10 protein-coding genes are annotated in these 22393 nt (G+C 67.6%); 4 read left to right on the top strand and 6 right to left on the bottom strand.

Translation table 11 applies throughout. The features are described 5' to 3' along the window. Nucleotides 1–86: 86 nt before the first annotated feature. A complete protein-coding gene (locus AWB94_RS02330; RefSeq protein ID WP_062658841.1) occupies nucleotides 87–608 on the bottom strand; it encodes a gamma carbonic anhydrase family protein in 522 nt (173 codons plus the stop codon). Nucleotides 609–634: 26 nt separating this feature from the next. After that, nucleotides 635–1591 (bottom strand): GlxA family transcriptional regulator, encoded by a 957-nt coding sequence (locus AWB94_RS02325; RefSeq protein WP_062658840.1) that lies wholly within the window; start codon nucleotides 1589–1591, stop codon nucleotides 635–637. An 81-nt stretch (nucleotides 1592–1672) separates the two neighbouring features. On the opposite strand from AWB94_RS02325, the gene AWB94_RS02320 reads away from it, so the two are divergent. After that, a complete protein-coding gene (locus AWB94_RS02320) occupies nucleotides 1673–2935 on the top strand; it encodes an MFS transporter (protein WP_062658839.1) in 1263 nt (420 codons plus the stop codon). Nucleotides 2936–3110: 175 nt separating this feature from the next. After that, complete coding sequence (locus AWB94_RS02315; RefSeq protein ID WP_062658838.1) at nucleotides 3111–3815, top strand: fasciclin domain-containing protein; 705 nt, start codon at nucleotides 3111–3113, stop codon at nucleotides 3813–3815. Between the two features lie 69 nt (nucleotides 3816–3884). Here AWB94_RS02315 and AWB94_RS02310 read toward each other — a convergent pair whose 3' ends face one another. Genes AWB94_RS02310 through AWB94_RS02300 form a run of 3 tightly spaced genes read right to left on the bottom strand, consistent with a single transcriptional unit; the run spans nucleotide 3885 to nucleotide 6980 of the window. After that, nucleotides 3885–5027 carry an acyl-CoA dehydrogenase family protein gene (locus AWB94_RS02310; protein ID WP_062658837.1) on the bottom strand — a complete coding sequence of 381 codons (1143 nt, stop codon included), beginning with the start codon at nucleotides 5025–5027 and terminating at the stop codon, nucleotides 3885–3887. A gap of 22 nt (nucleotides 5028–5049) precedes the next feature. Next, complete coding sequence (locus AWB94_RS02305) at nucleotides 5050–5838, bottom strand: crotonase/enoyl-CoA hydratase family protein (RefSeq protein WP_234811584.1); 789 nt, start codon at nucleotides 5836–5838, stop codon at nucleotides 5050–5052. Continuing rightward, complete coding sequence (locus AWB94_RS02300; protein ID WP_062658836.1) at nucleotides 5835–6980, bottom strand: thiolase family protein; 1146 nt, start codon at nucleotides 6978–6980, stop codon at nucleotides 5835–5837. Before AWB94_RS02300 ends, AWB94_RS02305 begins: the two co-directional genes overlap by 4 nt. A 160-nt stretch (nucleotides 6981–7140) precedes the next feature. Here AWB94_RS02300 and AWB94_RS02295 point away from each other — a divergent pair, with 160 nt between their 5' ends. Further along, a complete protein-coding gene (locus tag AWB94_RS02295; RefSeq protein WP_062658835.1) occupies nucleotides 7141–7938 on the top strand; it encodes a FadR/GntR family transcriptional regulator in 798 nt (265 codons plus the stop codon). Between the two features lie 513 nt (nucleotides 7939–8451). Continuing rightward, complete coding sequence (locus AWB94_RS02290; RefSeq protein WP_084395402.1) at nucleotides 8452–9069, top strand: sigma-70 family RNA polymerase sigma factor; 618 nt, start codon at nucleotides 8452–8454, stop codon at nucleotides 9067–9069. 371 nt (nucleotides 9070–9440) lie between these two features. On the opposite strand, the gene AWB94_RS02280 is transcribed toward AWB94_RS02290, so the two are convergent. After that, nucleotides 9441–22364, bottom strand: coding sequence for a WXG100-like domain-containing protein (locus tag AWB94_RS02280; RefSeq protein WP_062658834.1), 12924 nt, complete (start codon nucleotides 22362–22364; stop codon nucleotides 9441–9443). Nucleotides 22365–22393 lie beyond the last annotated feature (29 nt).

Here is a 22393-nt window from a genome sequence, read left to right as displayed (position 1 = left end):
CCACCGCCAGTCCTATCACCGCACGCGGTGGGCCATACCCTGATCGGTGCCGCGCTACACCCGAAGGAGTTGCTCGTCACACCGGTTCAGTCGGTGTCGCGGTGCAGCTCGATGAGGCCGCGATACGCCTGCGCGTTGAACCGGTTTGCGGCGACCTCGTCGTCGGTGAGGCTGCGGCGTACCTTGCCGGGGACACCGGCCACCAGGGACCGCGGCGGGATCACCGCCCCCTGCGGCACCACCGCACCGGCGGCAACCAGCGTGCCCGCTCCGACGACGGCGCCGTTGAGCACGATGGCGCCCATTCCGACCAGCACATCGTCCTCGATGGTGCAGCCGTGCAGGACGGCGTTGTGCCCGACCGTGACGCCGCTGCCGATGCGGGCCGGGAAGCCCGGATCCACGTGCACGGTCACCCCGTCCTGGATGTTGCTGCCCGCACCGATCTCGATGGGCTCGAATTCGGCGCGCAACGTGGCGTTGTACCAGACACTCACGTGCGCAGCCAGCGTCACCGGACCGATCAGAGTGGCATTGGGTGCCACCCAGGATTCGGCGTGCAGCTGCGGGGCGCGCCCCCGGATGGGGATGATCAACGGCTCAGGCATGGCCGTCATCGTAATCAGGTGCCTGGTCAGGAACCCTGGTACACCTTGCGATAGCTCGACGGGGACATCCCCATCCCGCGGCGCAGGTGGTGACGCAGGTTGCCACCGGTACCCAGCCCGGACAGCCGCGCAACCTCGTCGACCGGAATGTCGCGGGATTCCAGCAACTCCCTGGCGCGGTCGATGCGACGCTGCCGAATCCAGTTGCCGGGCGCCTCGCCCGTCTCCTCGCGGAAGCGGCGGTTGAACGTCCGCAGGCTCATATGGGCGTGCTCGGCCAGCGCCTGCACGGTGAGCTCGGCGTCCAGGTGTGCCATCGCCCAGGCCCGGGTGCGCGCGGTGGAGGCGTGATCGACCACCGGCAGGTGGCGGTCGATGAACTGGGCCTGACCGCCCTCGCGCCACGGCGGCACCACGCAGTACCGGGCGGCGGTGTTGGCCACCTGTGCACCGTGATCGCACCGAATGATGTGCAGGCACAAGTCGATTCCCGCGGCCAGCCCCGCCGAGGTGAGCAGGTCACCATCGTCGACGAACAACACGTTCTCATCCACTCGCACCGCCGGGTACAGCCGGCGCAGGGTGTCGGCGAACTTCCAGTGCGTCGTCGCCGTCCGGCCGTCGAGGCGGCCGAGTGCTGCCAGCACGAACGCCCCGGTGCAGATGGACACCAGCCGGGTTCCGGGCCGGATCCGGGCGAATGCGGCGATCACCGCGTCGTCGAGGACGCCGCCCGTGCGCGCCGGTGGGTAGCGGGTGCCGGGGATGACGACGGTGTCGGCGGTGTCAAGGGCCTCGGGTCCGGCGCTGGGCAGCATCGCGAAACCGTTGGTCGACTGGACCGGACCGCGGTCGACGGCGCACATCGTCACGTCGTACAACGGCGTGCCGTCGGGTGCAGTGGCGGAGCCGAACAGGGTGGGCGCGATGGTGGCGTCGAACCCGACCACCGGGGGCAGCATCAGGACGGCGACACGGTGCACGCGACCAGTCTGGCATGTTTTTGACGAGTTGTGTCGTTTGTGCCACTAGGCGGACGGTCTGCGTTCCGCGACAGTGGGCCGGTGACACTTCTCGGTACACGTACGCGCCTGCACTGGGCCTGGGTGGTCGCCGCGGTCAGCTTCGTCGCCATCCTCGGCGCGGCGGCCTTCCGGTCGGTGCCCGGCGTGATGATGAACCCGCTGCACCACGAGTTCGGCTGGAGCCACGGCACCGTCGGCGCAGCGATGGCCGTCAACATGACGCTCTACGGCCTGACGGCCCCGTTCGCCGCCGCGCTGATGGATCGCTTCGGGGTACGCCCGGTGCTCGCCGGCGCGCTGTCCCTGATCGCGGCCGGGTCGGCGCTCAGCGTGCTGATGACCGCCAGCTGGCAGCTGGTGCTGCTGTGGGGTGTGCTCGTCGGGCTGGGCACCGGTGCCATCTCGATGGGTTTCGTCGCGACCGTCGCGACCCGCTGGTTCGAGGCCCGCCGCGGCCTGGTCACCGGCGTCCTGACGGCCGCCAGCGCCACCGGGCAGCTGGTCTTCCTGCCCGTGGTGGCCGCGGTGACCACGCACCACGGGTGGCGCTGGGCATCGCTCATCGTCGCCGCGGCGGCCGTCGCGGTGGTGCCCCTGGTGGCGCTGTTCATGCGCAACTATCCCCAGGACATCGGGCTGACCGCCTACGGCGCCGACCCCTTTGATTCCGGCGCGCGCAAACCCGAGGCGCTGCCCACCGGCACGTTCACCGCGGCTTTCGACGGCCTGCGGATCGGGCTGCGGTCCCGGGCATTCTGGTTACTGGCCGCCAGCTTCGCGATCTGCGGGATGACCACCAACGGCCTGATCGGCACCCACTTCATCCCCGCGGCCAACGACCACGGCATGCCCACAACGGTGGCCGCGGGCCTGCTGGCCACCATCGGCGTGCTGGACGTCCTGGGCACCGTGTTCTCCGGGTGGCTCACCGACCGGGTGGATCCGCGCCTGCTGCTGGTGGTTTATTACACCGGCCGCGGACTGTCGCTGCTGTTGCTGCCGTCGCTGTTGTCACCGCAGGCCGAACCGAGCACCTGGGTGTTCGTCATCTTCTACGGGCTGGACTGGGTGGCCACCGTGCCGCCGACCATCGTGCTGTGCCGGGACTATTTCGGCGTCCGCACCCCGGTGGTGTTCGGCTGGGTGTTCGCCTCGCATCAGGTCGGCGCCGCCGTCGCCGCGGCCGGTGCCGGCTGGATCCGGGACCTGCGGGGCGACTACGACCTGGCCTTTTATCTGGCCGCGGGGTTGTGCGTCGTCGCCGCCGGACTTTGCGGCGCGGTGCGGCGACCGGCATCCTGAGAGCCACCATTTTGTTCGTCCAGCCGCTGCGCATAGCATGCAAGCGGCGCCGCGGGGACGCCCAGGCTCGGATGGACCGTTAGCTGATGGTGCGCTGGCGTACGCATCACGTCCCCGCCCATCCGCGCCGCCCAGCATAGGTAACTGGACCCAGGCACGAGATGGAGGAATTCACGTGCAAGCTCGCACCGGCAAGCTCATCGGCAGCGTCGTCGCATCGGCGGCGGTCGCCCTTTCGGTGGCGGCGACGGCCCACGCCGACCCCACCACCCCCACCATCACCGCACCCGTCCCCGTGCCGCAGGGCCCCGGCTGCGACGCCGGGATCAAGGCCGTGGCGTCGGGTCCGGGCTCGCTGAACAGCCTGGTCAACGAGACGTCGTCGGCCGCGCTGGCGGCCATCCCGGAGATCTCCACCTTCAGCCAGGCCGTCTCGGGTCAGCTGAACCCCGCGGTGAACGTGGCCAGCGTGTTGGACAACGGCCCGTACGTGGTGTTCGCGCCCAGCAATGACGCCTTCGCCAAGCTCGATCCGGCCACGTGGGAGGCGATCAAGGCCGATCCGGCCAAGCTGACCGCGCTGGTCTACTACCACATGGTGCTGGGCATCCTGGGTCCCGACGACATCCACGGCACCATGTACACCCAGCAGGGCAAGCCCGTCGTGGTGAAGGGCAAGGGCGGTGATATCACCGTCAACGACGCCAAGGTGACCTGCGGCGGCATCAAGTCCCAGAACATGCGGGTCTACATCATCGACACGGTGCTGGACCCGGCCGCCGCGCCCGAGGGTGTGACCCCGAGCGCGGTCACGTCGACCGAGACCACCTCGGCCCCGGCGACCACCACGACGACGACCACGTCGGCGCCAGCCGCCTGACACGACGCGAAACTGAAGCCAGGGACGGATTCCGTTCGGAATCCGTCCCTGGCTTCAGTTTCGGCGCAGCTACAAGCCCAGATCTCTGCCGATGATCTCCTTCATGATCTCGGTGGTGCCACCGTAGATCGTCTGGATCCGGACGTCGACGTAGTCCTTGGCGACCCGGTATTCGTTCATGTAACCGTACCCACCGTGCAGCTGCAGGCAGGCGTCGACGACCTTCTTGCCCAGTTCGGTGCACCACCACTTCGCCTTGGCGGCCTCGACGGCGGTCAGCTCCTTGTCGACGACGGCGCGCAGGCAGCGGTCGACGTACTGCTCGGCGATGTCGAGTTCGGTCTCCAGCTCGGCCATCACGAAGCGGCTGTTCTGGAAACTGCCGATGGGTTGTCCGAAAGCCTTGCGGTCCTTGACGTATTGCAGCGTCTCGGTGTAGGTGGCGCGCGCCCCGGCGACACCGGCGATGGCGATGGACAGCCGCTCCGACGGCAGGTTGTTCATCAGGTGGTAGAAGCCCCGGCCCTCGGTGCCCAGCAGGTTGGCCGACGGAACCCGGACGTTCTCGAAGTGCAGTTCGGCGGTGTCGGCGGCGTGCTGGCCCATCTTGTCGAGCTTGCGTCCGCGGGTGAAGCCTTCCATGTCGCGCTCGACCACCAGCAGCGAGAAGCCCTTGTGGCCGGCTTCCGGATCGGTCCGCGCGACGACGATCACCAGATCGGAGTTGATGCCCGCGGAGATGAACGTCTTGGAGCCGTTGATGATCCAGTCGTCGCCGTCACGCACCGCGGTGGTACGGATACCGGCCAGGTCGCTGCCCGCGCCGGGCTCGCTCATCGCGATGGCCCCGATCAGCTCACCGCTGGTGTAGCCGGGCAACCAGCGTTGCTTCTGCTCGTCGTTGGCCAGTGAGGTGAAGTACGGGCCGACGATGTCGTTCTGCAGACTCACCCCCGGGCAGGCCAGGCCGAACTTGGCGAACTCCTCGACGATGACGGCGTTGAACCGGAAGTCGTCGACGCCGCCGCCGCCGTACTCCTCGGGCATGTTGAAGCCGATCAGGCCGTAATTGCCCGCGGCCACATAGGCTTCGCGGTCGACCAGCCGATTGGCCTCCCACTTCTCGACGTTGGGCAGGCATTCCTTCTCCAGGAATTGCCGGGCGGTCTCGCGGAGCTGCTCGTGCTCGGTTTCGAAAACCAGTCTCTTCATTGTTTTTGCCTAATGTCCTTCGCTACTTTGCTTTCCAGACGGGCTCGCGCTTCTGCGCGAAGGCCAGCGGCCCCTCTTGGGCGTCCTCGGTCTGCAGCAGGGTGGCGAATTCCCCGAAGGTCTGCTTCCAGAACGGTTCGTCGGCGCCGACGACACCGTCGATGGCGCCGTAGGAAACCCGTTTGCTGGCCCGAACGGCCAGCGGCGCGTTCACCGTGATGCGTTCGGCCAGCGCCAGTGCGGCGTCGAGGACGGTGCCGTCTGGCACCACCTGGTTGATCAGACCCCATTTCAGCGCGTCGGCCGACGACAGCGGTTCCCCGGTGAACAACAGTTCCAGGGCCACCTTCTTGGGCAGTTGCTCGACGATGCGGAATACTCCGCCCGCGCCGGCGATCAGGCCCCGTTTCACTTCGGGCAGACCGAATTTCGCGCGTTCCTCGGCCACCACCAGATCACTGGCCAGGGCCAGCTCGGTGCCGCCGCCCAGGGCGGTGCCGTTGACGGCTGCGATGGTCGGCTTGTCGATGAAATGCCGCACGTACCCCGCGAAGCCCCACTCCGGGTGGTCGGGGTGGAACAGATTCTCGCCGCGCGAGATGGCCTTGAGATCCGCTCCGGCGCAGAACGATTTGTCCCCGGCGCCGGTGAGGATGACGGCCCGGATGTCCGGATCCTTCTGCGCCGCCGCCAACGCGTCACCGATGCCGATGGACACCGATGAGTTGACGGCGTTGCGCGCGTCGGGCCGGTTGATGGTGATGATCGAGATGTTGCCCGTGCGCTCGACCAGCGCGCCCGGTTCGGTCACAGCAGTTCCAGGATGGTGGCGTTGGCCTGGCCGCCGCCCTCGCACATGGTCTGCAGGCCGTACTGAATGTTGTTGTCGCGCATGTGGTACAGCAATGTGGTGAGGATCCGCGCGCCGGAGCCGCCGAGCGGATGTCCCAGCGCGATGGCACCGCCATTGGGGTTGAGCTTGTTCTCGTCGGCGCCGATATCCTTGAGCCAGGCCATGGGCACCGGGGCGAAGGCCTCGTTCACCTCGAAGGCACCGATCTGGTCCAGGCTCAGACCCGACTTGGCCAGCGCCTTCTGGGTGGCCGGGATCGGTGCGGTCAGCATGATGACAGGGTCGGCACCGGCCAGCACCGCGGTGTGCACCTTGGCAATGGGCCGCAGCCCCAGGTCTTTTGCCTTCTCAGCCGAGGTGATCAGCAGGGCGGCCGAACCGTCGGAGATCTGGCTGGAGTTGCCGGCGTGGATGACACCGTCCTCCTTGAAGGCGGGCTTGATACCGGCCATGGATTCGACGGTGCCGCCGCGACGGATGCCGCCGTCTTCCAGCACGACGTTGCCCTCTTGGTCTTTGATCCCCACGATCTGATCCTTGAAGGCACCGGAATCCTGTGCGGCGGCCGCCTTTTCATGCGAACGCAGGGAGAACTCGTCCAGCTGGGTGCGCGACAGGCCCCACTGCTCGGCGATCATCTCCGCGCCGACGCCCTGGTTGGGCGTCTGGTCGTAGCGCGCCCGGAAGGCCTCCGGGTAGGGATGTCCGCCGTTGGCCAGCGAGGAGCCCATCGGGGTGCGCGACATCGACTCGACACCACCGGCGACGACGACGTCGTAGTGCCCGGCCACCACGCCGGCGACGGCGAAGTGCAGCGACTGCTGGCTCGATCCGCACTGCCGGTCGACGGTCACGCCGGGCACGGTCTCGGGCCACCCGGCGGTCAGCACCGCGGTGCGGGCGATATCGAGGGCCTGTTCGCCGGCCTGCATGACGCAGCCCCAGATGACGTCGTCGACGAGGGCGGGGTCGATGCCGGCCCGCTGCACCAGGCCGTTGAGGACCTGGGCCGACAGCTCGGCGGGGTGCACACCCGACAGGGCGCCGTTGCGCTTCCCGACCGGGGAGCGCACTGCCTCGACGATGACCGCTTCTGCCATGAACTTCTCCTTCGAAGTGTGCGGGCGACTTAAAATGCAACCTAGAACAGAAGGTTTACTAGGTCAACCTACTGGTTGGTAGACCTGGGGTGACGCCGAGATGACCGGCAACATGGTTTACTGAGTTGACTAGCTGGCCGGACGATGTGCAGGAGGCAAGGTGGCACCGTCCACCCCGTTATCGCCGATGATGGGCCCGAATGCCGTGTCGTCGACGGCCGGCGCCCCCATCCGGAGTCCGAAGACCGCCGAACTCGTCGCAGGCACGCTACGCCGGATGGTCGTCGACGGCCAGCTCAAGGACGGCGACTTCCTGCCCAATGAGGCCGAGCTGATGGCTCATTTCGGGGTGAGTCGCCCCACCCTGCGCGAAGCGGTCCGTGTGCTGGAGTCCGAGCGGCTGGTCGAGGTGCGCCGCGGCTCGCGCACCGGCGCCCGGGTCCGGGTGCCGGGCCCCGAGATCGTCGCCCGGCCGGCCGGGCTGCTGCTGGAACTGTCGGGCGCGACCATCGCCGACGTGATGACCGCGCGCTCGGGCATCGAGCCGATGGCGGTGCGGCTGCTGACCGAATCGGGCAACACCGCGGCGTTCGACGAGTTGGATACGATGCTCACCGAGTACGTCCCCTCCGGACGGGAGACCGGCCGGATGGCCGAGACCACCGGTGACTTCCATCGCCGGATGGTGGAGCTGTCCGGTAACGCGACGCTGACCATCATCGCGGGCATGCTGCACGAGATCACGGTGCGGCACACCGCCTTCGCGATGAAGGAGAACCGCCCGATGTCCAAGTCGGACTACGACCTGCTGATGCGCTCGTACAAGCGGTTGATGACGTTGATGCGCTCGGGTGACGGTGAGGGCGCCGAGGCGCATTGGCGCAAGCACCTGGACACCGCCCGCGACTTGTTGCTGAAGGGTATGGAGACCGTCAAGGTCCGCGATGTGATGGGGTGAGTAGCTTGCGGATCACCCCCGGCAATCTGCGGTGAGTAGCTTGCGGATCACCCCCGACAACTTGCGGTGAGTAGCTTGCGGATCACCCCCGACAACTTGCGGTGAGTAGCTTGCGGATCACCCCCAGCGTGCGCGTCAACGCACTCACCGGCTGATATCCCCCGCCGCGCACCGTTCTGATGGTGTGCTGCAGCTGCCCGCTGTCGGCGAGCGCGTGCCGGGCTGCCTTGATGCGCTTCCGGCGTTGCCGGCCGGCCTGCGTGCGCTCTCCATCCGATCTCCATCTGATCTTCAAGCAACGATCGTTAGCCGCGACAACCATTTAATCCGTCAAGGCGAGTGCGATTCGACTCCAACGGCGGACCGAAGCAGAGCACCCGCTCCGTCCGAGCTGCGCGTCCGGGCAGGTTGATCTGGTTGTCCCCATCTCAGGGGACTCCTCTGCGGCTCCGGAACGCCTGTGCTCACGTCGTCCACCGCGAGGTGGCCGATATTCTCGAAAGGGAGCTGTAGATGCTGCCTGCAGATCCGTCCGACAACGCCGGAACTGGCACGCCCGAGCGCACGACAGGCCTGCTCGCCGACAGGTTCGCCGACGAGGTCATCCCGCATACCGCCTATCTCCTCGGTCATGCCATCGGATTGACCCATCAACGGACCGATGCCGAGGACCTGGTGCAGGACACGATGATCAAGGCGTATGTCTCGTTCGGCACATTCCGGGAGGGAACGAACGTCAAGTCCTGGCTGTATCGCATCATGGCGAACACGTGGGTGGACAAACACCGGTCGTCACTGCGGCGTCCGGCCGAGCAACTGCACGGCGATTTGACCGATCCGCAGCTGGCAGGCCGGGCGCGGATCGACCGCAGCCTTCCGTCCGCGGAGGCGGAGGCACTGAAACGGTTTCCCGGCGAGGTCGCGGTTGCACTGAGTCAACTTCCGGTCGACCTGCGTGAGGTCGTCTACTACGCCGACGTGCAGGGGTACCGCAACACCGAGGTTGCCGAGATGCTCCAGATTCCGGTGGGCACAGTGGGTTCCCGCCTCTTTCGAGGGCGCCGCGAACTGCGCTCGCGGCTGTCCGAGCCGGTCGACGCCGACGACCGCACGATGCCGAGGTCTGCCTAGGCCACGCGCGAGCGGGGACCACTGGTCACACGTCACGAAGCCAGGTCTCCGGTAACTCGTCGAGGTCATCTGTCGAGCCGCCTACCAGCAAGTCGGCCTCGATGCGTCGAAGTTCTTCTGCGGTGCTCAAGTTCAAGCCGTCGGCCACTGACGGTGGGCATCCGTTCGCGACGAGGTGACGTCGGCGTCCGACTTGCGCACGGCGGGCCGACAGCTCGCACAGTGCCAAGATGCGACGCGCCAGTTCATCGGGTGGTACTGAAAGCGCCTGCGGTGACAGTGCCATTGCGACTGGTAGGCCACGCTCGGTGGTCCGCAGTCGTATCGTGGCACTGCTGATCTCGTGGACGCCTTCGGGGGCTTGCACTGCATCACCGCCTGATGTCGTGGGTCGTGGTGAACGGTGTGTGAAGTCCGCTCCGGGACTCGGAGTCCGTCGGTTCGACCGCGAGGGCAGCCGATTCTTCGGAAGCTCTCGAGCTCGACCCTGTCGGATCGTCCTCCGCAATGGCGGGCCGGTCCGGCGGGGTTCCGCGGTCGGACCCGAAGAGCCGCTGCAGACCGCTGGTCCCGGCGATCGGCACCCCTTGGGGCTGTCCAGAGCGTGCGCGTGCAGACGCCGACAATCTTGCACCGCTCGGCGGTTCCTGCGGCGGGACGGGGACGTTGGCGACAGGCGCGGTGGGCACGTCGACCAGCTGGGCCTGGGAGGTCGGAATCAACATCGGTCCGTGCACGACTATCCCAGTCAGCGTGTGCGAGGAATCTCCGTCGTGGACGGTCAACACGACCTCCGCCGCCCCGTCGAACGCGGCACGGGCACCGGCGAACCTGGCGTTGGCCGATACCTTCGCGCTCTGCCCGTAGGCCGCGCCATGGCGGACACGACCCACCCCGCCTACGCCGACCATCGCATTTGCGCGCACGCCGTCACCCAGGTTGCCGTGCGGGCCCGCCATGAACCGGGCACCGGCCTCCCATGCCGACGAGTCCTGGTGTGATTCGCCGTGATTGACCTCGTTGAGCAGGTTGGTCGTCCCGCCTTCGCGCTCAACCCTGGTGAAGTCCAACGCGGTCAGGTTGGCGCGCCCGGTGATGCGCAGGGGTCCGTCGCGGAAGAGTTCGACCTCCTCACCGCGTGTCATCGCGGGCAGATTGCGTTGCAGATTGACGTCACTGAGTGCCTCGGGGAGGCGGTCACGCAGGCGCGAGGCCGTGATTCCGCTCAGCGGCGCCGTGAGGTTGTCCAATGTTTGTTGCCGAAATTGGTGGCCGTCGAGGACCTTGCGAACCATCGAACCGTGCGGTAGCCCACCATCCGGCCGATGACCGTGGTTGTCGTGGCCGGTGTCGACGACAGTTCCCGGCCGCGGTTCATAGCGGTCTCGGTCGACATTCGAACTCGGTCGACGGATCCGAAAATCGACCGTAGCCAATCCATCTCGCTCGCGCTCGGCACCCCTACCGAAGAAGCCGGCGGGTCGGCTCATGGTGGCGCGCAACGTGGCCGTGCCGGCCTGGACGTGTGCGGCCGCCTTCGTCCGGAACAGTTCTCCGGTGGCCGAGGTCGTGGTTCGCGTGTTGCTGCTGTCCGTCGCCCTGTTGACGTCGACACGGCCGAGCAGGGAAGCGTTCACCCCGACGTCGACGGGCAATACCGTGCCCCGCACCTGAATGGCGGCGTTCCAGTTGTCGATCTTGGCGTTGCCGTCGGTGGCGGTCTGAATGGTCTGACCTCCGGTGTAGAACTCGGCCTCCTTGGCCGCCCCCTGAGTCGGTTCGGTCATGGCGTCTACTCTGGCACTGAGCACGACCTTGCCACCTCTGACCGCTTGCAACTCGATGGCCTTCTCACCACCGCGGCTGTAGTCACCCAGTCCACCGTGCAGCGCGCGCGTACCGACATGCTGGGCGAGTTCGGCTCGCACGGCTGGCCATTCGTCGCCGAACACGTACCGGCCTTGCTCGGCGATCGAGTCGAGGACGTGTGCCGCCATCGCGTCCTCGGTGGGTGTGGGGGTCGTCGTGGCCGCGGCTCGTGGCGGTCCTGGCGGGCGCACCTCGGTGACGACGTGGTCGGTGCCGAGTGGGATCCCTGGGCCGTCCGCGGGTTCGCCGACCAGGCGGTGGGCCTGGCCGTTCTCGGCGGGTGCCACGTGCGGGTAGGAGAACACGCCCGTCAGGCGTACGTCAGCCGCGTTCTCCGGCACGGTCGACAGCAGCCGGGCCCCCTCGTGCCGTTCGTAGCTGATCTCGAAACGAACGGGTTGCCGGAAGAGGTCGTGCACCTCGGTCGTCCTCACCCGGGTCGGGATCCGGTGCTCGGTGTCGGTGACGGTGGTCTCGGCGCGTGGGGTTGTGCGGCCGCCCGCGGAGGGCGCATCACCGGGCAGCACGGAACCGCTGTGGGTGACCTGAACCGACGCCGAGCCGTGAGGGAACGGTATGACGAGCCGGCCTCCTTCGACGTGGCGGGTCAGGTCGTCGTGCAGACGGGCCTTGGACCACTGCGACTCCATGGATAGATCGGTCTCGAACTTCGTTGACTGGCCGACATACTCGGCCTTTTCCGGATCGCCATCTCGAATCGCCCGCACCTTGACCGTGATTCTGCCACCTGCGACCGGGATGTCGTGGCTCCACTGCCGGCCCGACTGGTGGGCCAGGCGAGCCTGCAGCACCTGCGGGCCGAACTCCTGATTCACCCCGGCCATGGCCCTGTCCACATCCGTGCCCAGGGCTGGGCCGAGGTCGGCCCGGATCGCCTCTACCAGGCCGCTGGCCGGGTCGAGGCCGATCAGCATGTCGGTCGGCTGCCACCGCTCGGACAGCGCATGCGCCGGCAGGACCGGGGGTTCGGCCGTCGTGACCGGCGGGTCCCAGGACAGTGGCGCAGGTCCGGGCACCGAAAGTGCTGCTGCCGAACTGGTTTCGATTGCGGCCGGAGGTGTCGCCGCGATTCCCGCGGGTCTGGACCGGTCGAACGTGGGCGGCTGCACCGCGTCGTGGGTACGCGAGCCCTGCAATTCGCTGAGCGGAATCGCTATTTCGATGGGAAAGAGCCCCGATTCGTGCACGGTGGCCTTGGGGCCGGTCATCGTGCCGTCGATGCGAACCCAGCCGTCGAAGATCGCCATGGGTTGTGCGAACTTGGTCGCCACCACCATGCGCTGCTGTTCGCGGGTCCGGTCACCCTCCCGGACAGTCTGATTGGCTCCGGCGATGACTTCGCCGAGCAACGCCCCGCCGGCCACGTCGCCGCGCCCACCCAGCGCGGCCTGAGCGGAGATCTGCTCGGTGCTGGTCGTCGTGGTCGTCGCCCCCTCGGTGTTCTCCATGCTGGGCGACGACACGACCTCGTCGATGGTGCGACGGTAGGTCAGATTCGCGATGTCGGCGGTGAGCGCCAAGCCGCTCGAGGATCCGGGTCCGGAAAGGTCGGCAATGGTGAGCGGACTGTGCTGGGTCATTCCCGGCAATCCGCCGCGGATCCTGTTCAGGTGGCTCGAGGCCGCGACGGTCGGGCGCACCTCGTCCCACTTGCTGCCAAATGCTCGGTGTCCCATCGAGTCAAGCAGGCCGTGGAATCCGCTGAGATCGAGGTTGGTGACCCGATCCATGCTGCCCAGCCCGGACAGCGGCTCGGTGGCCATCCCCCGCTCCCGGGGAGCGGATACGTCGTTCGTCGCGGCCACCGGGTGAGGTCGCCTGCTCCACTGCCAACGCGACCGGGGCGTCGACGAATTGCGCTCAGCGGGTGGGCCACCCCGACCCCAGATGCGCACGGGTGGGGCAAACACCACCTTGCCGCGATAGTCCGTGATCGGGGTGGTCTCGGATTTCTCGACGAGTACGTCGAACTCGGCTCTGGTCTCGTGGACCCCGCCCCTGAACGCCCCGTTACGCTGCGTGGGCGAGACGGAATCCGGGCCGTGCATGACGAACCGCAAGCGCACCTGGCCGTTCCACGCTTGACCGGCCGCCGGGTTCTTCAAGGTGCTCCGGTTGCGGAACTGCGAGACCGTCACCTCGTTGGTGCTGCGGCCCACGTTCAGTCCCCCATCCAAACCGCCCACCACCTCTGCAGTGGGGGTTCCGCCCTGCCCTCGGCTGCGTCCCGGCAATGGAAGCTGTGCGGTGTGGGTGATTTGGTCCTGGCGCACCCGTGCCGAATCGGTCTCGGTACCGAAGTGGAACTCGGTCCTGCTCGTCTCGCCGGTAGCGCGCATCGTCGGGTCCGCGGAGTTGGAGGTCTGCTCACCGTGCGCCGGTTTGGTGTTCGCCGGAGTGCCGAGGGACTCGACGAAGGCGTGCACCTCGACCCGACCACCGACTCCTTCCAAGTGGTGCACCAAGGGTTGCTTGTTGGTCATCCCGTGCAAGTTGGCCTGCAGGAGTTCGACACTGAGCCAGTCGTCGACCTCGTCCATCGCCCGGGCGGCCTTGTTGCCGTAGGCCGACTCGAATGCCGCGCGCATCCCGGGACTCGACACCAAGCCCGAGGTGGACTGGGGACCACGATGGGGACCGACGCCGTCCGGGATCAACTGCAGGTTGGTCACGACGTCCGACCCGGTCAGCGCGCGCGACTTCGCCACCCGCGGCGGCGCGACGGAGGCAGCGAGATGTCCGGCCGCATCGGTGACCGCACGCGTGGGAACCGCCACCTGGGTACGGAAGGTCACCCGCGGCAGAGTGCCTGCCTCGTCGGTGGCACCGGTCATCCGATTCACGGGGCCGCTCACCCGGTAGGAGACGACGGCCTGGATGTCGCCATGGAAACGTGTGCCGGGTTCGACTGTTTGACCGCCACTGATCTGCCGGTCGGTCCGCTGCCTGGACTCGGACCACTGATGCTCGCGCACTCCAAACACCCCGGCGATGTGAGTCGCGTTGGGGTGGGTGAGGCCGGCTTGGGCGCCCACGACGTAGGTCCGGCGGCCCTCGTCGAACGAACCGACGACGCTGCTCGGGTCGGAGCTGTGCTCGAACTCGTAGTCCGCGACGTTCTCCTTGAACGTGAGCGAGGACGCCGCTGGGGACCCGTCCAATCGCAGGTCGATGCTCAGGGTTCGCCCGGATCCCAGCTCGACCACATAGCTGACGGGTTTGCCACCGCGCAACATGCCGGCCACCTTGGGCTTGAGGCCGTCATCGGAGAACAACGCCGTCAGACGTTCACGGTTGGCATCCCACGTCTGCTGTCCGCCAAGCCTGGTCACCAATTGCCTTGTCTGGTTCAAACCTTCGTTCCCGGAGCGGAAGCTCTCGACGACGTCCATGCCCCCGAGGACGAGGCTTGGGCCGCCGCGAACGGGCAGTCGCGGGCTCGGCGCATCCCAACCCATGTCCCGGCTCATGTCCCGACTCGTCGGCGACGGACGAGTTGGCGGCGACGGCTCGTCGTCGAGTATCGCCCCGAACAAACCGACGTCGTCCTCGTCGTCCATGAGGACGTCGACGGGTTTCACCTTCCGGGCATCCTGCTTCTGCTGGGCCTCGGGGGTTGCGGTGAGACGCGCCTTCCGTGCGTCATTCGTCTCGTCGACCCGCTCGACGACGGGTTCGTACTTGTTCGCCGAGACGTGGTCGGCGGCGTCGAACACCCTGACCTTGCGCACCGTCGACCAGAAGTCGGCGAAGCCGTTGCGTTTGATCACCACGTTGGGCGTACCCGTGGAGTTGTTCGCCCCGCCTGCGGTGCCCTCGTACTTCAAGTTTGGATTGCCCTGGAAGGCCCCTGGTTTCGCGCCCTTCACCGGGTTACTGATGTAGAGGTTCTGTCCCAGGTGTCTGGCCATCTCGGCCGTCACCGGTATCTCGAGCACCTTCTTGTAGGCGTCGGCGTCGTGGCGGGCAGCCCCCGATCCCGATGCCGCGGTGTCGGGTTTGAGCTCCCGGGTGAACTGGAAGGTGTCGTTGAGGGACCAGACGATCTCTCCCCGCTTGGGTGCCGTGGCGGATCGGGACGACCCGGCGCGGTCGGCTGTGGAACGCGTCTCGTCAACGCCGAAGAGTGCCTTCTGCACCGCCATGAGGTCGTCGGAAGCGAGCGCGGTCTCGAAGGCCTCGACCTCGGCCTCCGACATCCGGCGGATGAGAACGCCGCCCTCGAGCATGGCGGTGTGCTCGGCGAATCGTTTGCGCGCACGGTGGTCGCCGTGCTGTGAGGCGCGGAACAATTCCTCCGGGCCGACTTCCGGGACGGTGGCGTCGACCTTCTGCTCGAACGCGTAGGGCTTGTGGCCGAGGGCCTCGGCCACCGGGGGGTTGCGGACGGACAACATCGTCGTGTACTCGGACTCGTTGCGGGCCCCGGTATCCGAGCGCAGGTCCTCGACGACACGGGGGTCGGTGAAATCTGTTGTCGGCTCGTATCCGAAGTCCTCCTCGAGCTGCTGCAGCGCCGTCCGCGGTTCGGGTTCGTTCTTCTCCTCGGAGGGGAAGGGTTTGTGGCCGAGGGCGTCGGCTGCCGGGGAGTTGCGGACGGACAACATCGTCGTGTACTCGGACTCGTTGCCGGCCAGAGTGTCCGAGCGTAGGCCCTCGACGACACCAGGGTCGACGAAATCTGCTGTCGGCTCGTATCCGAAGTCCTCCTGCAGCTGCTGCAGCGCCGTCCGTGGATTGCGTTCGAGAACTGTTCCAAAGGACTGGTTCTCGATCTCCTGCGCGGGGTACACCGTGTCCGCCCACTCGAGTGCCTTGGCGATTCGGGCTTGAAGGACGGCCTTCAACTCCGCTCCCTCACCACGCGGATAGCCGGACCGACGGATTGCGTCATCGATGGCCTCTGGAGTGAGGCGGTCGGCCACCGTGCGAATCGAATCGGCAATCTGCGCGTCGGTGAGCTTGGCGTAGGGTTCGTTCTTCCGCATCTCTGAACCCGGCTTGATCTCGTCGACCTCGAAGTCGTCCGCGGCGACGTCGGAGCTCGTCCAGCCCTCCCGGATTGCGCCTTGGGCACGGACATCCAATGAGCCGCCGACGTCGATGCGCACCACACGCCGCCCGGTGGTGAGGTATGCGTCGTCCTTGTGACCGTCCCAGTTGCTCAGGATCATGTCCGCGGCGGCGAACCGGGCGACGTCGGGGTGTCCGCCGAATTGGGCGTGCACCGACCTGTCCGGCTTCTTGCCGTCCAGAAACTCCGACATCAGATGGATTTGGGCACCCTTGCCCTCGACGAGGACCGGTGTCGCCTGCAGGGTCGGAGCGCCCACCGCGCGCATCAGGGCCTGCGCGAGCAATTCGGTCTTCACGGCACGCGCCCCGCGGGTCGGCTTGATCGCCACCTTCCGGCCGTCCACCTCGTGCAGCCGCACCCCGCTGCTGCCTCCGAGCGGCCGTCCGTTCTCGAACGTGACCGGGATGACCCGGGGACTGCCGAAGTCGCCGAACACTCTCTGCTCCCACTCGCGCCTCGCCTTCTTCTCGGCTTTGTCGGCGGCGTCGACCTCCTGCCGTGGCGCGGGTTTCTGATCTGGTTTCGTCGGGTGGGACGGCGATGCGATCGGTTCGTCTGGCAACGGGGCGGGGCGGGTGCGGCGCTGGGGACCAGCCTGATTGCGCGCGGAGTACGTGTGACGGCCGTCAGGCGAAGGCGTGGCGTCGAGTTCGATGCTCGACTTGGACCCGCCCTTGCCCAGCGGTGCATACGGCGTCACTTCACCGGTTACCGCGTCGTGCACCACGATTGAGGTATTCAGTTGGGTGGCCAGCGCCTTGATGGCGATGTGCTCGGCATTGCGCGCGGTCTCGGCGTCGGCGCCGGCCTGTGCTGCGTTCGTCGCGTCGACGGCGGCGCGCTCGTCGGCGGTCAGCGGCGGCGGATCGGGATCATCCGGATTCGGGTTGCGATGGAGCACGGCGTTCGGGTCCAACGTGAGGGCGTCGAGTTTGGGAGCGGGCGTCGCACCGGGTTGGATGATCGCCCTGACCAGGTCCCCGTCGGTCGTGGGATGGTCGGTGATGAAGTTCGCGAGGTCGGTGAGCGCCTTCTTGCCGCGCGGACCCGCGAAGTGCGCGGTGAGCCCCTGCCGAAGCGAGGCGCCGCTCACACCGCGGGCCGCTGCGACGGCGTGGAACAGACCACCGTGAGCGGGCGGGGGTGCGGCGTACCGCGACGAGCCGTTCTCGTCGGAGAAGTCGTGACTGACGAAGTCGTTCAGCGAAGCGAACTTTCGTTGGACCGACGCCTCCGGACCCGACATCGCCACGTTGACCGCTGCCACTCCCTTCGCCGTCTGCTGCCGTTGGTCGATGCCGGCGATCACATCTGGATGACCCGGTATGGGCGTGGACAGGGAGCCGTCGAGGTTGTGCTTTCCGGTGTCCTTCTTCTTGTCCGGCCGTTTTGCCGAGTCGTCCGTCAGGCCCAGCTGTTGGTGGATGTCGCGCTGCTGGGTGAAGGGCGCGACCGCGACCTTGGGGGTGCCCTTGGGCGCTTCCGGGTCGTTGTGCAGATGCAAGGGCTCGCGGTCGGCACCGCCGCGCTTGGCGAAGTCGTCCCGGAACTTGCTGAGGCTGGTGTCTCCCTTGTCGTCCTTGGTCGCGAAGAAGCGGTCCGCCACGTTGGTCAGCGCGGCGTGCGATTGCGGCAGCTTGCCGTCGGTCGCGTAGCCCAGCGCTATGCGGGCCAGATCCGTTTCCACGGCCGCACCCTTGAAGTCCGTCATGAATGCCGCACCGCGCACCGGGTGTCGGCCCGTCTGGGCGTTCACCTCGAGGTTGGACCGCTCGTTCTCGACCTGGGCCAGCACGTCCTCGTTCACCACGCCGCTCGTCAGCGCGGCGACGTCTGCGTCGTGGATGGCGCCCAGCTCGGCGGCGTTGAACCTGGCCAAGGACCGCCCGAGCATCGAGAACTCCGCGCCGCCGTCGCCGAACTTGACCTCGGGATCGACCAACGTCGCGACGGCGTCGACGAAGAGATTCGGCTCAGGGGTGTACGGCAGCATCGGGCTGGTCTTGGCCTGCTCGACGCGTGCGTCCATGTCCTGGGTGATCTGCCGAGCGAAGTCCTCCCTGAAGCCTTCGGCGTCGAGCTTGGGCCCGGCCTTCTCGAGCCTCGAGATTGCCGCGGCCGTCTTCTTCCTCGCCTCGGCGTCGGTCGGGTGCTGCTGCTCGAGCGCGGCGATCTTGGCCAGGCGCTTGGCGTGCGCCGCGGCGATCATGGCCTGGTACGCGGCGTCGGACCGGGGTGCGACATAACCGCCACTGAACATCAGGGGCCGGGCCGACGGAAGGTCCTCGCCGGTGGTCAGGGTGCGCGCGACGTGGTTGAAGACGTGCTCTCCCGAGGGCACGTTGCGGGATCCCGTGTCGAAGTCCTGAACCGCGAGATAGGGATGATTCCCCTGTGAAACCATGGCCGCGATGGCGAATCGGTTGACGCCGCTATGCATCATGTCGTTTCGCATCGTGCCGTACGGCAGGTGCCCCGAACTCGGCATCTTCCAGGTGGCGCCGGTCAGCGCGACCGGCTGATCGATGTCGGCGAGCACGTGCTCCATGCCTGCCAGCGCGGACCTCAGGTTCGCCGCGGCCCCCGGGGCTTCCCGGGTGTTCACTCCGATGACGAACGCCACCTTGCCGTCCAACCCCTTGGCGTTGGCCGTGATCGCCTTGACGACCTCCGGCAGTTGGTGGATCTCCGAGATGGGCACGATGGCGTTGACCACGAAGGCGATCGGCTTGTCCTTGGCGACGCTGTCGTTCAGAGCCGCCAGGTGGGTGTCCTTGGTCGGGGCGAACACCGTGGCGCCGTTGGCCAAGTCTTCGAACGCCTTGTTGTACTTGGTCACCTCGTCGCGAGCCGGTAGCGGCACGGGTGCTCCCAGGGGCGTGGTGTCCGAAGCGTGCTGAACGTCGTCCATCGGCACGTCGTGGTCCGCGGCGTCGGAGTCCACGTCCATTGCCGCGTCGTCGGTACGCAGACGCTTGAACGGACCCGAGATGTCCGCGTCGTCCTGGGATTCGGCATCCCGTTCCCGTTTCGGAGCGGGGCGCGTCCGGTCGGTGTCGGCGCGGTCGGGGTGCGAGATCTTGACGCCGTCGTCACCGCGCACCGGATGCGGGTCGTCATTCAGTCGCGTATCCGGCACCGAGACTTGGCTGTTGGCGGCGCGTTCGACGAGCCACAGGTGGCGCGGGCGCAGCCCCGGGTCGTCGCCCAGCACGTCGCGGCCCATCATGCCGCCGTCGTCGCGATGCACCCCGGAGTTCGTGTCGTGGCGCAGCAGCACCCGTTGTGCGTCGGCGTACTCGTCGGGCACCCCGAGGTAGTGCAGGGTCTCGTGCGCCAATACGCTGGCCGGCGCCTTGGGATTCCAATGGGTCTGATCTGTTGCGCCGGTGCCGACCTCGACGACGGTGTGCGCGTCGCCGGCGTCGTCGGTGAACTCCAGATTGAGATGGAACTGGTCGCCGCTGGGCAGCCGGAAGCCCTGGTTGAGCAGACCGTCGACGCCTTGGCGCGCCCTGTCTGCGACTGCGGCCACCGCGTCCGAGTCGGCGCCGGCCCCAGCACGCAGGTGAACCTTGACCGTGTACTCCTGAACGAACCGACCCGGCGTCACCTCGATGCGCCGAAGGTCGTACCGGACCGGCCCGTCGTAGGCCTCGATTCTGGTCGGAGTGCTGTCGGTCAGGATGTCGGCGACCTCGGTGTCCACGGTCCTGACGTGGGCGCCGTCTCGACGCGCGCGCCAAAGCCGTTCCGGCGCAGGGTCGCGCGGGGCGAACCAGTCCGCCGACCGCGCCTGGTCGTGCCGCCACGACTCGTCGTCGATGATGGCGGCCTTGCGCGGGCGACGGGGCGCGGGCACCGCCGGCGGGGCACCGACTCGCGGCCCCGCCTTCCTCGGCGCGCGCACCGGAGGCGCCGGCGGTGCGATTGGCGCGGCAGTCCCCGGTACGGGCACCATCCCCACGATGACCTGGTCCCGGTCGTCAGTTGTCGAGCGTGCTGCCGGTGCCGACGCGGTACTGTTCGCGATGTTCGACACGGCCGTCGGTGCCGAGTTCGAGGATGCCGCCAGGCCCGCCGACACCGACTTGGCAGGGGCGCCGGATTGGTTGGTACCAACGGGGTTGGCCGCCTGCGTTGCCGTCGAGCCCGGTGACGACGACGTGCTCGGGGTGTTGGGTGTGGCGGGCGCCGCGGACGGTGTGGTCGGACCTGGCGGTGTGCCCGGCGAGGGCGCGACGGCGGTCGACGGCCCGTTCGTCGGTGTGTTCGCCGGGGCGGCAGACGTGCTCGGGTCGGGCGCTGTGGACGTCAGGTTCGGCTGGCCTGCAACGGCATTGGGGTCGGCCGGTGCCGTCTCACCGCGGGACGTGTGCTCGGTTGGGGGCGGCCCACCTACCTGATGCGAATCGGATGGCGCTTGGTTCGACGGCGGGGACGCCTGGCTTGGTGAACCGTGATCCGTAGTCGTCGACTCGGACGACACGCCGGGTGATTGCGGCGAGGTGTCGGTGCGGGTCGGTGGGGTGTCCGACGGCGCGGCGAGCTGATGCGAGGTGGGCTCCGGACCACCGCCCGAATTCTGGGGTGGATGCGAGTGATGCTGCGTCGGAGATGAATTCGAGTCGCCGCCCCCGGTGTGGTGTTCGGTGGCATTCGAGTCGGCGTGGCCGGACAGTTGCTGCGGAGCGGTCTGGCCGCTGACATGCTCGGCCGAGCCCTGTTGCCGCGCGTCCGATGGCGAGTCCTGCCCGCCACCGTGGTGTGACGAGCTTTGGTGCGCGTCACTTTGGTGTGCGTCACCTTGGTGCGCCGAGTTCTGGTCCGAGGAGCTCTGGTGCCCGTCGCTTTGGTGCGGCGAGTTCTGGTGCGACGAGCTTTGGTGCGAGGAGGCGATATCGGTGGAACCACCATTCGGCGCCTGCTGCGACCCACCCTGTACGCCGTTCCCGCCGGGTGACTGCTGCGAACTCGACTCACCGCCCTGGCTACCAGTCGAATCATGCCGCGTCGCAGCGTCACCGGTGTGACCTCCGCCCTGGTGGGCGCCGGGCTCGCCATTCCGAACGACATCCCGCGTGGCCGACGAGCCGTCATGACTTTGGGGCTGCGGCGCTCCCGTGGCTGTCGTATTCGAGCCTTCGGCGGTCTCCGACACCGCGCTGCTCGCACCGTCGGATGGGCCGTTGGACGAGTGCTGCGCATAGGGCGGAGGTGAGCCGTTGGGGTCGGACTTCTCATACGGGGGCGTCGCGTCGGAGGAGTCCTTCCCCGGATCCGCGTCACCGATGTCCTTGGTGGCAGATTCCTTGCCGTCACGTCCCTTGCCGTCAGGGTCGAACGCGTGGCTCTTGCCTCCGTCGAGGCCGGCCGGTGCACCGTGCGGGGCGTCGTCACCGTGACCGTCGTGACCATGGCCGTGCGAGCTGTCGATTCCTCCGGACACGCCGCCCAATGCGCCACCTGCGAAGATCTCACCTGCGTCCAAGTCGCCGCCGACGGCCACGGCACCGACGACGCCGGCGACCACCTCCGACCCGTACGAAGCCCCCGCGCCTGCCAGTGCGTTGCCGATCCCGCCATGGCCGTGCTTTCCGCCCAACGCCCCGAACGTCGGCGCGTGGAACAGACCTGCAGCCGCTCCACCGGCAGCCGCTCCCTTGGCCGCGTTCCCGACGTCACTCCAGTCGATCTTGTCCTTGTGCCCCTTGTCGATCTGATACTGCTGGATGGCCAGGTTGGTGATCAGCTCCTCGGCGATCTCCTCGACGCCCTCCTTGGCTGCCGCCCGAACCAGCCGCGCCACCGTCGTCTTGGTCAGGGCCTCGACCGCCCGACGGACCAGGGCCCGCAGCAATTGGTTGAACAGTGCTCGGATCGCGGCGACGGTGAGGGCCTCGATCGGTGGAATCCACGCCATTGAAGCCCCAAATGTCCACGGTGCCATGGCGATCGCATAGAGGATCTCGGCGGCGGCCATCGCCAATCCGACCAGAATCTCGATCTTGGACGCTTCTACTTGCGTGCCGGCTTGACGCGCGGTCTCTCCCAGCGCCGACATCGCTGCGACCAGCTTGTCCACCGAGTAGTCGCCGTCGAAGAGTTTCGCGAACTCTTGCGCCGCGGTGTTGGCGGTCTCGCCGGTGATCACCGACATCGTCTCGTTGCGCACCCGATTCAGATCGGGAATCAGATCGGACATCTCTGCGGCCGCCGCATGCCAGTGCTCACCGATGCGCCAGAGGCCGTCCTCGTCACCCTGGGGCCATTTGCTGCCCGCCAGATACGAGATCCATTGCAGCGCTGGGGGAATGTCGATGGACATGACGACTCAGGGGCAGCCGGATCGCGGTC

This window comes from Mycolicibacterium canariasense (assembly GCF_002101555.1).
GTDB classification, from domain to species: domain Bacteria; phylum Actinomycetota; class Actinomycetes; order Mycobacteriales; family Mycobacteriaceae; genus Mycobacterium; species Mycobacterium canariasense.
This window is presented reverse-complemented; position numbering and strand designations above follow the sequence as displayed.